This window comes from Nocardioides sp. L-11A, from assembly GCA_029961745.1.
Lineage (GTDB): Bacteria > Actinomycetota > Actinomycetes > Propionibacteriales > Nocardioidaceae > Nocardioides.
The window spans coordinates 3,287,191-3,300,940 of sequence record CP124680.1 but is presented as its reverse complement, the minus strand read 5'-3'; the positions used below and the strand labels follow the sequence as shown (position 1 = coordinate 3,300,940).

General features: G+C 70.9%; 9 protein-coding genes and 1 tRNA gene. 9 read left to right on the top strand and 1 reads right to left on the bottom strand.

All coding sequences use genetic code 11. The features are described 5' to 3' along the window. The first annotated feature begins 15 nt into the window (after nt 1-15). The 7 genes from trpB to pyk all read left to right on the top strand — a co-directional run bounded on the left by trpB (nt 16) and on the right by pyk (nt 11,524). A complete protein-coding gene (gene trpB / locus QJ852_15840; protein WGX94621.1) occupies nt 16-1,248 on the top strand; it encodes a tryptophan synthase subunit beta in 1,233 nt (410 codons plus the stop codon). Continuing rightward, the gene (gene trpA, locus QJ852_15835; GenBank protein WGX94620.1) at nt 1,245-2,066 is read left to right on the top strand and encodes a tryptophan synthase subunit alpha; all 822 of its coding nucleotides are present in this window, start codon (nt 1,245-1,247) and stop codon (nt 2,064-2,066) included. Before trpB ends, trpA begins: the two co-directional genes overlap by 4 nt. Then, nucleotides 2,059-2,658, top strand: coding sequence for an SCO family protein (locus tag QJ852_15830; protein ID WGX94619.1), 600 nt, complete (start codon nt 2,059-2,061; stop codon nt 2,656-2,658). Before trpA ends, QJ852_15830 begins: the two co-directional genes overlap by 8 nt. Before the next feature lie 52 nt (nt 2,659-2,710). Then, a complete protein-coding gene (lgt, locus tag QJ852_15825; protein WGX94618.1) occupies nt 2,711-3,763 on the top strand; it encodes a prolipoprotein diacylglyceryl transferase in 1,053 nt (350 codons plus the stop codon). 144 nt (nt 3,764-3,907) lie between these two features. Further along, nucleotides 3,908-8,485, top strand: coding sequence for a glutamate synthase large subunit (gene gltB / locus QJ852_15820; GenBank protein WGX94617.1), 4,578 nt, complete (start codon nt 3,908-3,910; stop codon nt 8,483-8,485). Beyond that, entirely contained in the window at nt 8,478-9,959 is a 1,482-nt protein-coding gene (locus tag QJ852_15815; protein WGX94616.1) for a glutamate synthase subunit beta, read from the top strand. The genes gltB and QJ852_15815 overlap by 8 nt, the downstream gene beginning before the upstream one ends. 101 nt (nt 9,960-10,060) lie before the next feature. Beyond that, a complete protein-coding gene (pyk, locus tag QJ852_15810) occupies nt 10,061-11,524 on the top strand; it encodes a pyruvate kinase (protein ID WGX94615.1) in 1,464 nt (487 codons plus the stop codon). Between the two features lie 76 nt (nt 11,525-11,600). Here the strand turns inward: pyk and QJ852_15805 are convergent. Next, nucleotides 11,601-11,673: transfer RNA gene (locus QJ852_15805), tRNA-Leu, on the bottom strand. A gap of 69 nt (nt 11,674-11,742) precedes the next feature. Here QJ852_15805 and QJ852_15800 point away from each other — a divergent pair. Next, complete coding sequence (locus QJ852_15800) at nt 11,743-12,369, top strand: response regulator (protein WGX94614.1); 627 nt, start codon at nt 11,743-11,745, stop codon at nt 12,367-12,369. Between the two features lie 176 nt (nt 12,370-12,545). After that, nucleotides 12,546-13,697: a branched-chain amino acid ABC transporter substrate-binding protein gene (locus QJ852_15795; protein WGX94613.1), complete on the top strand. Its 1,152-nt coding sequence runs from the start codon at nt 12,546-12,548 to the stop codon at nt 13,695-13,697. Nucleotides 13,698-13,750 lie beyond the last annotated feature (53 nt).

Below are 13,750 nucleotides of genomic sequence, written 5' to 3'. Positions count from 1 at the left end.
ATGACGGGAGCAGGGATGAGCAGCACCTACGACGCCGACGCCCTCGGCTGGTTCGGTGGGGTGGGCGCCTTCGGCGGCCGCTTCATGCCGGAGGCGCTGATCGCGGCCCTCGACGAGCTCGACACCGCCTGGCGCGGCGCGATGGCCGACCCGGCCTTCACCGGCGAGTTCGACCGGCTGCTGCGCGAGTACGCCGGCGTGCCGAGCATGCTCTACGACGCCACCCGGCTCTCCGAGCACGCCGGTGCCCGGATCCTGCTCAAGCGCGAGGACCTCAACCACACTGGCGCCCACAAGATCCGCAACGTGCTCGGCCAGGCCCTGCTCACCCAGCGGATGGGCAAGACCCGGGTGATCGCCGAGACCGGCGCCGGACAGCACGGCGTCGCGTCGGCCACCGCCGCGGCGTACCTCGGCCTCGACTGCACCGTCTACATGGGCGAGGTCGACACCGAGCGGCAGGCTCTCAACGTCGCCCGGATGCAGCTGCTGGGCGCCGAGGTGATCCCGGTCACGAGCGGTTCGCGCACGCTGAAGGACGCGATCAACGAGGCGCTGCGCGACTGGGTCGCCAGCGTCGACGAGACGGCCTACCTGTTCGGCACCGCCGCCGGCCCGCACCCGTTCCCGAGCCTGGTCCTCAGCTTCGTGCGGGGGATCGGCGACGAGGCGCGCCAGCAGTGTCTCGACCAGTTCGGCGCACTGCCCGACGCGGTCGCGGCGTGCGTCGGCGGCGGGTCGAACGCGATCGGGCTGTTCGCGGGTTTCGTGGACGACCCCGAGGTCGCGATCTACGGCTTCGAGGCCGGCGGCGACGGTGTCGAGACGGGACGCCACGCGGCGACCATCTTCGCCGGATCCATCGGCGTCCTCCACGGTGCACGCACCTACGTCCTGCAGGACGAGGACGGCCAGACCATCGAGTCCCACTCGATCTCCGCGGGCCTGGACTACCCGGGCGTCGGGCCGCAGCACTCCGCGCTGTCGGCGGCCGGCCGGGCGACGTACCTGCCGGTGACCGACGCCGAGGCGATGGACGCGATGGCCCTGCTGGCCCGCACCGAGGGCATCATCCCGGCCGTCGAGTCCGCCCACGCGGTGGCCGGCGCGCTGCGGGTCGCCCGGGAGCGGCCGGGGCAGACCCTCCTGGTCAACCTCTCCGGACGCGGCGACAAGGACATGGGCACGGCCCTGGAGTACTTCGGGCTCGGCCAGGCCGGGACCCGGGGGCAGGGGGAGCGGAAGTGAGCAGCGCCAGCACCGCGTTCGCGAGGGCGCGGTCCGAGGACCGCGCCGCCCTGGTGGGCTACCTGCCGGCCGGCTTCCCGGACGTGGAGGGCAGCATCGCCGCGCTCACCGTCATGGTCGAGGCGGGCTGCGACGTGATCGAGATCGGCCTGCCCTACAGCGACCCGGTCATGGACGGCCCCACCATCCAGGCCGCCGCGCAGCAGGCGCTCGACGCCGGGGTCCGCACGACCGACGTGCTCCGGGTGGTCGAGGCCGTGGCCGCCACCGGCACACCCACGCTCGTGATGACCTACTGGAACCCCGTCGAGAGGTACGGCGTCGAGCGGTTCGCCCAGCACCTGGCCGACGCCGGGGGAGCGGGTCTGATCACGCCCGACCTCACCCCCGACTTCGCGCCGGAGTGGATCGCCGCGGCCGACCAGCGCGACCTCGACAAGGTCTTCCTCGTCGCGCCCTCCTCGACCGACGAGCGGATCGCGATGACCACCGCCGCCTCGCGGGGGTTCGTCTACGCCACCGGCATCATGGGCGTGACCGGCACCAAGCAGGCCACGGCCGCGGGGGTGGCCCCGCTGATCGCCCGGACCAAGGCGCTGAGCCCGGTCGGGTCCGACCTGCCGGTCGGGGTGGGCGTCGGGGTCAGCTCCGGCGCGCAGGCCGCGGCCCTGGCCCCCAGGAACGGGATCGGTGCCGACGGGGTGATCGTGGGCTCCGCGCTCGTCCGCACGCTGCTCGACCACCCCGGCGACCGCCGGGCGGGCCTGGCCGCGCTGGCGGCGCTGACCGAGGAGCTGGCCGGGGGGGTTCGTGCGTAGGCTCGCGGCGCTCCTCGCCATGGTCGGTCTCCTCGCCTCCGCCTGCAGCAGCGGCAGCGAGCCGGAGGACTTCACCGGGATCCGGCTCAAGAACCCCTACCAGGCGGCCGACATCGCGCTCACCGACACCGGCGGCGCGCCGTACTCCCTGGGCGCCGACACCACGAAGCCGCTGACCGTGGTGTTCTTCGGCTACACCAACTGCCCCGACTTCTGCCCGATGGTCATGAACAACCTCGCGGCGGCGATGAACCGGCTCGACGCCGACGACCGGGCGTCGGTCGACGTCGTCTTCGTGACCACCGACCCGGCTCGCGACGACGAGAAGACGCTGCGCGCCTATCTCGACAAGTACGACAAGGAGTTCATCGGGCTCACCGGCGACCTCGACACCATCATCGAGGTCGGCGACCCCCTCGCCATCTACGTCAACGACGGCGTCAAGCTGCCCACCGGCGGCTACGACCTCGGGGGTCACTCCACCTTCACCCTCGCCATCGACAGCAGTCACGAGGCGGTCGCACTGTGGAACCAGGAGACCTCCAGCACGGAGTTCGCCGCCGACATCCACACGCTGCTGACCGAGGACTGACCCTCCGTCCGTTCCCGTCGGCCCATCTGGCCCGCACCCACCAGGAGTCGCCGTGCTTCCCGAGATCCCCCGCGTGATCGTCGCCAGCATCCCGAGCCCCGCGGAGGGCGTGTGGAACATCGGGCCGTTCCCGCTGCGCGGCTACGCCCTGTGCATCATCCTCGGCATCGTCGTGGCGATCTGGATCGGCGAGAGGCGCTGGCAGGCGCGGGGCGGCACGATCGGCGAGGTCCAGGACGTCGCCATCTGGGCGGTCCCCTTCGGCCTGGTCGGTGCCCGGCTCTACCACGTCGCCACCGACTGGAAGAACTACTTCGGCGCCGACGGCAACCCGGTCGAGGCCCTCTACGTCTGGCACGGCGGGCTCGGCATCTGGGGCGGTGTCGCGCTCGGTGCGGCCGGTGCCTGGATCGGCGCCCGGCGCAAGGGCATCCGGCTGCTGCCGCTGCTCGACGCGCTCGCGCCCGGCGTGCTCGTCGCGCAGGCGATCGGGCGCTGGGGCAACTGGTTCAACCAGGAGCTGTACGGCCGTCCCACCGATCTGCCCTGGGGTCTGAAGATCGACAGCGACCACTTCAGCAGCGCCTACCAGGCCAGCCCGGACTACCGCGACGCCGTGGCCGCCAACGGCGGCATCCCGCCGGAGTTCGTGACCTTCCACCCGACCTTCCTCTACGAGTGCCTGTGGAACCTCGCGGCCTTCGCGCTCATCATCTGGCTCGACCGCCGGTTCCGCCTCGGGCACGGGCGGGTGATGGCGATCTACGTGATGGCCTACACGCTCGGCCGCGGCTGGATCGAGTACATCCGCATCGACGACGTCCAGCTCAACGACGTCCTCGGGCTGCGGTTCAACGTGTGGACCTCGATCGTCCTCTTCGTGCTCGCGGCCGCCTACTACGCCTGGTCGGCGAAGAACCTCCCGGGCCGGGAGGAGAGCGTGTACACCGACCGGGTGCGGTCGGCCGCGGAGACCGAGCCCGAGACCGAGCCCGAGACCGAGCCCGTGGCCTCCCCGGAGAGTGGGCCGGAGAGCGCGGTGGAGCCGGCGGAGGCGGAGCCCGCCGATGTGACCGGCGACGCATCCACCAAGGAAACCGAATGAACACCGGCAGTTGACATGCTGCTAACCTGAAGCCTCCGCCGCGTGGGCCAACGCCGTCCCTTGCGCCCCACCTTCTGTGGTTCCCAACGCCCGCTCCGGCCGGCGTGCAGCGCGAGCACAGACGTAGTCGACGGGAGGCTTCCCATGCCTTATCTCCACAAGTTCCCGCCGCCCCAGGGTCTCTACGACCCCCGCCACGAGAAGGACGCCTGCGGCGTCGCCTTCGTCGCGACACTGACGGGCGAGGCCAGCCACGACATCGTCGCCAAGGCCCTGACCGCCCTGCGCAACCTCGACCACCGCGGTGCCGCCGGCGCCGAGGCCAACTCCGGTGACGGCGCCGGAATCCTGATGCAGGTCCCCGACGCCTTCCTGCGCGACGTCGCGGCCGAGGCCGGCTTCGCCCTGCCCGCCGCGGGCGGCTACGCCGTCGGCACCGCCTTCATCCCCGGCGACGAGGAGCAGGCCGCCAAGACGCGCGGCCGGATCGAGGAGATCGCCGCCGAGGAGGGCCTCGCCGTCCTCGGCTGGCGCGACGTGCCCGTCGACCCGACCATCCTCGGCACCATGGCGCGCAGCGTCATGCCGACCTTCGCCCAGCTCTTCGTGCAGCCCGTCGGCGGTCCCCTGAACCAGGGCGGCGACGGCCTGGGCCTCGAGCGGCTCGCCTTCTGCCTGCGCAAGCGCGCCGAGCACGAGACCGACGTGTACTTCCCGTCGCTGTCCTCGCGCACGCTCGCCTACAAGGGCATGCTGACGACCGACCAGCTCGACCACTTCTTCCCCGACCTGGTCGACGAGCGGATGGCCTCGGCCCTCGCCGTCGTCCACTCGCGGTTCTCGACCAACACCTTCCCGAGCTGGCCGCTGTCCCACCCGTTCCGGTTCATCGCCCACAACGGCGAGATCAACACGGTCATGGGCAACCGGAACTGGATGCGGGCCCGTGAGGCGCTGCTCGCCTCCGACAGCATCCCGGGCGACCTCGAGCGGCTGTTCCCGATCTGCACCCCGGGTGCGTCGGACTCGGCCTCGTTCGACGAGGTGCTCGAGCTGCTCCACATGGGCGGGCGCAGCCTGCCGCATGCGGTGCTGATGATGATCCCCGAGGCGTGGGAGAACCACGCCGAGATGGGCGAGCAGCGGCGCGACTTCTACCGCTTCCACTCCACGATGATGGAGCCGTGGGACGGCCCGGCCTGCGTCGTGTTCACCGACGGCACCCAGATCGGCGCGGTACTCGACCGCAACGGTCTGCGCCCCTCCCGCTTCTGGGTCACCGACGACGGGCTCGTCGTCCTGGCCTCCGAGGTCGGCGTCCTCGACCTCGACCCGGCCACGGTCGTCCGCAAGGGACGTCTCCAGCCGGGCCGGATGTTCCTCGTCGACACCGAGGAGCACCGGATCATCGAGGACGAGGAGATCAAGGACCAGCTCGCCGCGGAGCACCCCTACGGCGAGTGGCTGCACGCCGGACTGGTCGAGCTCGACGACATCCCCGAGCGCGAGCACATCGTGCACACCCATGCTTCGGTCACCCGGCGCCAGCAGATCTTCGGCTACACCGAGGAGGAGCTGCGGGTCCTGCTCACCCCGATGGCCAACACCGGTGGCGAGGCGCTCGGCTCGATGGGCACCGACGCGCCCATCGCGGCGCTGAGCGAGAAGCCGCGGCTGATCTTCGACTACTTCAGTCAGCTGTTCGCGCAGGTGACCAACCCGCCGCTGGATGCCATCCGCGAGGAGCTCGTCACCTCGCTCTACGGCTCCATCGGGCCCGAGGCCAACCTGCTCCAGCCGACCCCGGCGTCCTGCCGCCAGGTGGTCCTCCCGTTCCCGGTCATCTCCAACGACGACCTGGCCAAGATCCGGCACATCAACCGCGAGGGCGACCACCCGGGCTTCGTCACCCACGTCTCGCGCGGGCTCTACCAGGTCGAGGAGGGCGGCGCGGCGATGGTCCGGCGGATCGACGAGATCTGCCAGGAGGTCTCCGACGCCATCGCCGGCGGGGCACGGATCATCGTGCTCTCCGATCGTCACGCCGACCAGTTCAACGCCCCGATCCCGTCGCTGCTGCTGACCGCCGCCGTGCACCATCACCTGGTGCGGGAGAAGACCCGGACCCAGGTCGGGCTGCTGGTCGAGGCCGGCGACGTCCGCGAGGTCCACCACGTCGCCCTGCTGGTCGGGTTCGGCGCGGCCGCGGTCAACCCCTACCTCGCCATGGAGACGGTCGAGGACCTCGCCCGTGAGGGCTACTACGTCAAGACCGAGCCCGAGCAGGCCGTCAGGAACCTGATCAAGGCGCTCGGCAAGGGCGTGGTGAAGGTGATGTCGAAGATGGGCGTGAGCACGGTCGCGTCCTACACCGGCGCGCAGATCTTCGAGTGCGTCGGCCTCTCCCAGGAGGTCATCGACCGCTACTTCACCGGCACGACCTCCAAGCTCGGCGGCATCGGCATCGAGGAGATCGCCCGCGAGGTCAAGATGCGCCACGACGTGGCGTACCCGGTCAGCGGCATCCCCGCGGCACACCGCGAGCTCGAGATCGGCGGCGAGTACCAGTGGCGCCGCGAGGGCGAGCCGCACCTGTTCAACCCCGAGACGGTATTCCGGCTGCAGCACTCCACGCGCACCGGTCGCTACGACATCTTCAAGCAGTACACGAAGGCGGTCGACGACCAGTCCGAGCGGCTGATGACGCTGCGCGGCCTGTTCCGGTTCAAGGACGCCGCCGCCTACGGCCGCACCCCGATCTCGATCGACGAGGTCGAGCCCGTGGCGGCGATCGTCAGGCGGTTCTCGACCGGTGCCATGTCCTACGGCTCGATCTCGCGCGAGGCGCACGAGACGCTGGCGATCGCCATGAACCGGCTGGGTGCGAAGTCCAACACCGGCGAGGGCGGCGAGGACCCCGAGCGGCTGCACGACCCCGAGCGCCGCAGCTCGATCAAGCAGGTCGCCTCCGGCCGCTTCGGCGTCACCTCGGAGTACCTCACCAACGCCGACGACATCCAGATCAAGATGGCGCAGGGCGCGAAGCCCGGTGAGGGCGGCCAGCTGCCCGGCAACAAGGTGTACCCGTGGGTGGCGAAGACCCGGCACTCCACGCCGGGCGTCGGCCTGATCAGCCCGCCGCCGCACCACGACATCTACTCGATCGAGGACCTGGCGCAGCTGATCCACGATCTCAAGAACGCCAACCCCTCAGCCCGCGTCCACGTGAAGCTGGTCTCCGAGGTCGGCGTCGGCACCGTCGCCGCGGGGGTGTCGAAGGCCCACGCGGACGTCGTCCTGGTCTCCGGCCACGACGGCGGCACGGGCGCCTCCCCGTTGACCTCGCTCAAGCACGCGGGCGGTCCCTGGGAGCTCGGCCTCGCCGAGACCCAGCAGACCCTGCTGCTCAACGGCCTGCGCGACCGGATCGTCGTCCAGACCGACGGTCAGCTCAAGACCGGTCGCGACGTGGTCATCGCGGCGCTGCTCGGTGCCGAGGAGTTCGGCTTCGCGACGGCGCCGCTGGTGGTGTCCGGCTGCATCCTGATGCGGGTCTGTCACCTCGACACCTGCCCGGTGGGCGTGGCGACGCAGAACCCGACCCTGCGCTCGCGCTTCAGCGGCAAGGCCGAGTACGTCGTGAACTTCTTCGAGTTCATCGCCGAGGAGGTCCGCGAGCTGCTGGCCGAGCTGGGCTTCCGCTCGATCGAGGAGGCCGTCGGCCAGGTCGAGGCCCTGGAGACCGCCGACGCCGAGCGCTACTGGAAGGCGCAGGGCCTCGACCTCGCGCCGATCCTGCACAAGGTCGAGGTCGCCGACACGCACTTCCCCGACCAGGACGTGCGCAACACGGGCGGCCAGGAGCACGGCCTGGAGAAGTCGCTCGACGTCACCCAGCTGGTGCCGTTGGCCGCCGCGGCCCTCGAGTCCGGCGAGCCGGTGCGGGCGCAGCTGCCGATCCGCAACGTCAACCGCACGGTCGGCACCATCTTGGGCCACGAGGTGACCAAGCGGTACGGCGGCGCCGGGCTGCCCGACGGGACGATCGACGTGACCCTCGTGGGCTCTGCCGGCCAGTCGCTCGGCGCGTTCGTGCCGCGGGGGATCACCCTGCGACTCGAGGGCGACGCCAACGACTACGTCGGCAAGGGGCTCTCGGGCGGCCGGATCGCGATCCGCCCCGACCGGGGCGCGACCTTCCGCGCCGAGGAGCACGTCATCGCCGGCAACACCATCGCCTACGGCGCGACCTCGGGTGAGATCTTCATCCGCGGCGGCGTCGGCGAGCGGTGCTGCGTGCGCAACTCGGGCGCCACCGTCGTGACCGAGGGGGTGGGCGACCACGGCTGCGAGTACATGACCGGCGGCCGCGTGGTCGTCCTCGGCCCCACCGGCCGCAACTTCGCGGCCGGCATGTCGGGCGGCATCGCCTGGGTCCTGGACCTCGACGAATCCCGCGTCAACGGCGAGCTCGTCGACCTCACCCCGGTTTCGGGGGAGCGGTCCGCGGAGCTCGAGCGGATCGTCCGCGCGCACGCGGAGGAGACCGGCTCGGCGGTCGCCGAGGCGCTGCTGGCTGACTGGGAGGCCGCCCTGCCGCGGTTCACCGAGGTCATGCCGCGCGACTACGCCAAGGTTCTGGCGGTCCAGGCCGACGCCGAGGCCGAGGGCCTCGACGCCGATGCCGCCGCCAACCGGATTATGGAGGTGCTCCATGGCTGACCCGAAGGGTTTTCTGAAGAACGGTCGCGAGGTCGCTTCCCGTCGTCCGGTCGAGGAGCGGGTCCAGGACTGGGACGAGGTCTACCCGGGCGGGATGGGCCGCGCGCTGCTGCCGATCATCAACGTCCAGGCCAGCCGCTGCATGGACTGCGGGATCCCGTTCTGCCACTCCGGCTGCCCGCTGGGCAACATCATCCCGGAGTGGAACGACCTGGTCTGGCGCGACGACTGGGACGGTGCCATCGAGCGCCTGCACGCGACCAACAACTTCCCGGAGTTCACCGGGCGCCTGTGCCCGGCGCCCTGTGAGACGGCGTGCGTGCTCGGCATCAACCAGCCGGCGGTGACGATCAAGAACATCGAGGTCTCGATCATCGACCGGGCCTACGAGTCGGGCTTCGTGCGGCCGCAGCCGCCCGAGTGGCTCACCGGCAAGACGGTCGCCGTCGTCGGCTCCGGCCCGGCCGGACTGGCCGCCGCCCAGCAGCTCACCCGCGCCGGCCACACCGTGGCGGTCTACGAGCGGGCCGACCAGCCGGGCGGCCTGCTGCGCTACGGCATCCCCGAGTTCAAGATGGAGAAGAAGCACCTCGAGCGCCGGCTCGACCAGATGCGGCGCGAGGGGACGGTCTTCCGCTCCGGCGTCGAGGTCGGCGCCGGCAAGCTGACCGGTGCGGCGCTCCGGGACCGGTTCGACGCCGTCGTCCTGGCCATCGGCTCGACCGTCCCGCGCGACCTGCCCGTCCCGGGTCGGGAGCTCGCCGGCATCCACCAGGCGATGGACTTCCTCCCGCAGGCCAACCGGGTCGCACTGGGCCGGCCGGCCACCGCCGACGGCTCGCAGCAGATCCGGGCCGACGGCAAGCACGTCGTCATCATCGGCGGCGGCGACACCGGGGCCGACTGCCTCGGCACCTCCATCCGCCAGGGCGCGGCCTCGATCACCCAGCTCGAGATCATGCCCCAGCCGACCGAGGACCGTCCGGACGGACAGCCGTGGCCGACGTACCCGATGATCTATCGGGTCTCCTCCGCGCACGAGGAGGGGGGCGAGCGGGTCTACTCGGTCTCGACCAAGGAGTTCCTGGGCGACGCCGAGGGCAACGTCCGCGCCCTGCGACTGGTCGAGGTCTCCTTCGAGGCCGGCCGGCTGGTCGAGCACGAGGGCACCGAGCGGGAGATCCCGGCCGACCTGGTGCTCTTCGCGATGGGCTTCGTCGGTCCCGAGCAGCCCGGCATCGTCGAGCAGCTGGGCGTCGAGCTCGACGAGCGCGGCAACATCAAGCGCGACGACGAGTACGCCACCAACGTCGACGGCGTGTTCGTGGCCGGCGACGCCGGTCGCGGACAGTCGCTCATCGTGTGGGCGATCGCCGAGGGGCGCGCCGCCGCCGCGGGCGTGGACAAGCACCTCACCGGCAGCACCCAGCTGCCCGCACCCATCCTGCCGACCGCGCGGCCGCTGGTGGTCTGACCGACCCGTCGCATCTGAACGGTCCTGAGGCGCCGACCCGTCGCGTTCAAACGCGACGGGTCGGCGTTGTGACGTTCCAATTGCCCGATAGGCTCGTGGGCGTGCGAAGAGCCAAGATCGTGTGCACCCTGGGGCCCGCCACCAGCTCGGAGCGGAGGATCCGCGAACTCGTGTACGCCGGGATGGACGTCGCCCGACTCAACATGAGCCACGGCAGCCACGACCAGCACGCCGAGGCCTACCGCCTGGTGCGCGAGGCGTCGGACGCCGCCGGCCACGGCGTGGGCATCCTCGCCGACCTGCAGGGACCCAAGATCCGCCTCGAGACCTTCCCCGACGGCCCGGTCACCCTCGCCCGCGGCCAGCAGTGGACGATCACCACGCGCGATGTCGCCGGCGACGCGCAGGCCTGCGGTACGACCTACAAGGGGCTCCCCGGCGACGTCGCCCCCGGCGACCCGATCCTCATCGACGACGGCAAGATCCGGCTGCGCGTGACCGAGGTGACCGACACCGACGTCGTCACCGAGGTCCTCGTCGGCGGCAAGGTCAGCAACCACAAGGGCATCAACCTGCCCGGCGTCGCGGTCTCCGTGCCGGCGCTGTCCGACAAGGACACCGAGGACCTGAGGTTCGCGCTGCGCCTCGGCGTGGACTTCATCGCGCTGAGCTTCGTGCGCAACGCCGCCGACGCGGAGGACGTGCGGGCGATCATGCGCGAGGAGGGCGTCCTGGTCCCCGTCATCGCCAAGATCGAGAAGCCGCAGGCCATCGAGAACCTCGACGAGGTCGTCGACGCCTTCGACGCCTTCATGGTCGCCCGCGGCGACCTCGGCGTGGAGTGCCCGCTGGAGGAGGTGCCCTTCCTGCAGAAGAAGATCATCGTCGCCGCGCGACGCAACGCGAAGCCGGTCATCGTCGCGACCCAGATGCTGGAGTCCATGGTCACCAACCCGGCGCCGACGCGTGCCGAGGCGAGCGACGTCGCCAACGCCGTCCTCGACGGCGCCGACGCGGTCATGCTCTCCGGCGAGACCAGCGTCGGGGAGCACCCGGTCCACACGGTGGAGACGATGGCCCGGATCATCACCGCCACCGAGGCGCACGCCCTCGTCGACGAGAGCTTCAGCCGCTTCGGGCGCATCGAGTGGGACCCGCACACCACCTCCGGCGTGATCACCAAGGCGGCCGAGGAGGTCGCCCAGCGGGTGGGCGCCAAGTACGTCGTCGCCTTCACCCAGTCCGGTGACTCCGCGCGCCGGCTGGCTCGGCTCCGCAGCCCCATCCCCGTCCTCGCCTTCACTCCCGAGGCCCGGGCCCGCTCGCAGCTCGCGGTGAGCTGGGGCGTCGAGGCGTTCAAGACGTCCACGGTGGAGCACACCGACGAGATGGTCCGCCAGGTCGACGAGGAGCTGCTCAAGATCGGCCGGGTCAAGGAGGGCGACCGGGTCGTCATCGTCGCCGGCAGCCCGCCCGGCATCCCCGGCTCCACCAACGCGCTGCGGGTGCACCGGATGGGCGACGCGATCAACGAGGTCGCGCCGGCCTACCGCCGCAGCCGCTGAGCTCTCGTCGTACCGGACGATTCGGTTGTCAGAGCGCCGAGTTCACGACCGGATCGTCCGGTACGACGCGATCGAGTGCCCCGGGTGGGATTCGAACCCACACTTGATGTGGTTTGAGCACATTTCCTCTGCCGTTGGGATACCGGGGCGGGTACCGCGGAAACCGTAGCCGAGACGCACCCGACGGCCCACACCGGCCGGCCCGATAACCTGACCCCGTGACCGAGATCGTCCCGACCGAGCCGCCCGCACCCTCGCAGCCCCGCACCGTGGTCATCGCCGAGGACGAGACGCTGATCCGGATGGACCTCGCCGAGATGCTCGCCGAGGAGGGGTACGACGTCGTCGGCCAGGCGGGTGACGGGCAGAAGGCGATCGAGCTCGCGGAGGAGCTGCGGCCGGACCTGGTCATTCTCGACGTCAAGATGCCGGTGCTCGACGGGATCGCGGCTGCGGAGGCCATCGCCGGACGCCGGATCGCTCCGGTCGTGATGCTGACCGCGTTCTCGCAGCGCGACCTGGTCGAGCGGGCGCGCGAGGCGGGGGCGATGTCGTATCTCGTGAAGCCGTTCTCGCAGTCCGACCTGGTCCCGGCGATCGAGATGGCGGTCAGCCGGTTCGCCGAGATCCGGCAGCTGGAGAGCGAGGTCAGCGACCTGACCGAGCGGCTCGAGACCCGCAAGGCGGTCGACCGGGCCAAGGGTGTCCTGCAGGAGCAGCTCTCGCTCTCCGAGGCGGAGGCGTTCCGGTGGATCCAGAAGACGGCCATGGACCTGCGTATGTCGATGCGCGAGGTGGCCGACGGCATCGTGACCCACGGCGTCCCGGGGAGCCCCGCCTCCTGATCTGACGTAAATCGTCCGACGTTCGTGTCCTCTAGGTAACAGATTCGTCATGATTTGTGACCTGGGCCACTGAGTTGCTTCCCCGCGCCGCAGTGCCGGTGTAGGTTCCCGCGGCAGGACACCTCCGGTGGGCGGCGACCGCTGTCGGCCGGCTCGAACAAGGAAGCGGGACTGTCTTGAGGCGTAACAAGGTATTCGCAGCCGGTGCTGCGGCGCTGGCACTCGGTCTGAGCCTGACGGCGTGCGGCACGACGGACGACAAGGACAGCGGGAGCAGCGGTGGTGGCGGTGGGGACGCCGCCTGCGATCTGAAGCTCGCCTTCTTCGGACCGGAGACCGGCCCGGCGGCCGGCCTCGGCAAGCCGATCATCCAGGGCGCCCAGCTCGCGGTCGACCAGTACAACGAGGACGCCGACTGCGAGGTCGAGCTGGTCAAGTACGACTCGCAGGGCTCGCCGGACGAGGCGCCGTCGCTGGCCACCGAGGTCGCCGGCGACGAGTCGATCATCGGCGTCGTCGGTCCCGCGTTCTCCGGTGAGTCGGCCGCGGCCGGCCCGATCTTCGCCGAGGGCGGCGTCCCGACGGTCACCCCGTCGGCGACCAACCCGACGCTGGCCGACAACGGGTGGGACACCTTCCACCGCGCGCTCGGCAACGACGCGACCCAGGGCCCGGCCGCCGCGAAGTACATCCAGGACACGCTGCAGTCGAAGGGCACCTTCGTCATCGACGACGCCTCGGAGTATGGCGCGGGCCTGGCCGGCATCGTCGAGGACACCCTCGGCGACACGGTCGTCGGCACCGACACCATCCAGGCCGGAGACACCGACTTCTCCGCCACCGTCACCAAGGTGACCGACGCGAAGCCGGACGCGGTCTTCTTCGGCGGCTACTACGCCGAGGCGACGATCCTGATCGGCCAGCTCCGCAACGGCGGCTTCGACGGCACCTTCGTCGTCGCGGACGGCGTCAAGGACCCGGCCTACCTCGACGCGAAGGACGCCGCCGAGGGCACCATCATCACCTGCCCCTGCATCCCGGACACCGACCCCGCCGTGGCGACCTTCGCCGCGGACTACGAGGAGGAGTTCGGCGAGGCGCCGGGCACCTACGCCGCCGAGGCGTACGACGCCGCGAGCATCTTCCTCGCCGGCATCGAGGACGGCATCGACAACCGCGCGGACATGCTCACCTTCGTCAACGACTACGACGAGAAGGGCATCACCAAGCAGCTGAAGTTCGACGACAAGGGCGAACCGGCCGACGTGCACGTCTACGCCTACACCGTCAAGGACGGGGCCATCGTCCCCGAGGGCGAGATCAAGTGACCGAGGACTGATCCGTCCGAACTGACAGTCGAGCGGCCGGGGGCCACCGTCCC

Excerpts from the sequence above, each read along its gene's own strand:
- trpB (WGX94621.1), top strand. The coding sequence starts at position 16 with ATGAGCAGCACCTACGACGCCGACGCCCTCGGCTGGTTCGGTGGGGTG.
- gltB (WGX94617.1), top strand. The coding sequence starts at position 3,908 with ATGCCTTATCTCCACAAGTTCCCGCCGCCCCAGGGTCTCTACGACCCC.
- QJ852_15815 (WGX94616.1), top strand. The coding sequence starts at position 8,478 with ATGGCTGACCCGAAGGGTTTTCTGAAGAACGGTCGCGAGGTCGCTTCC.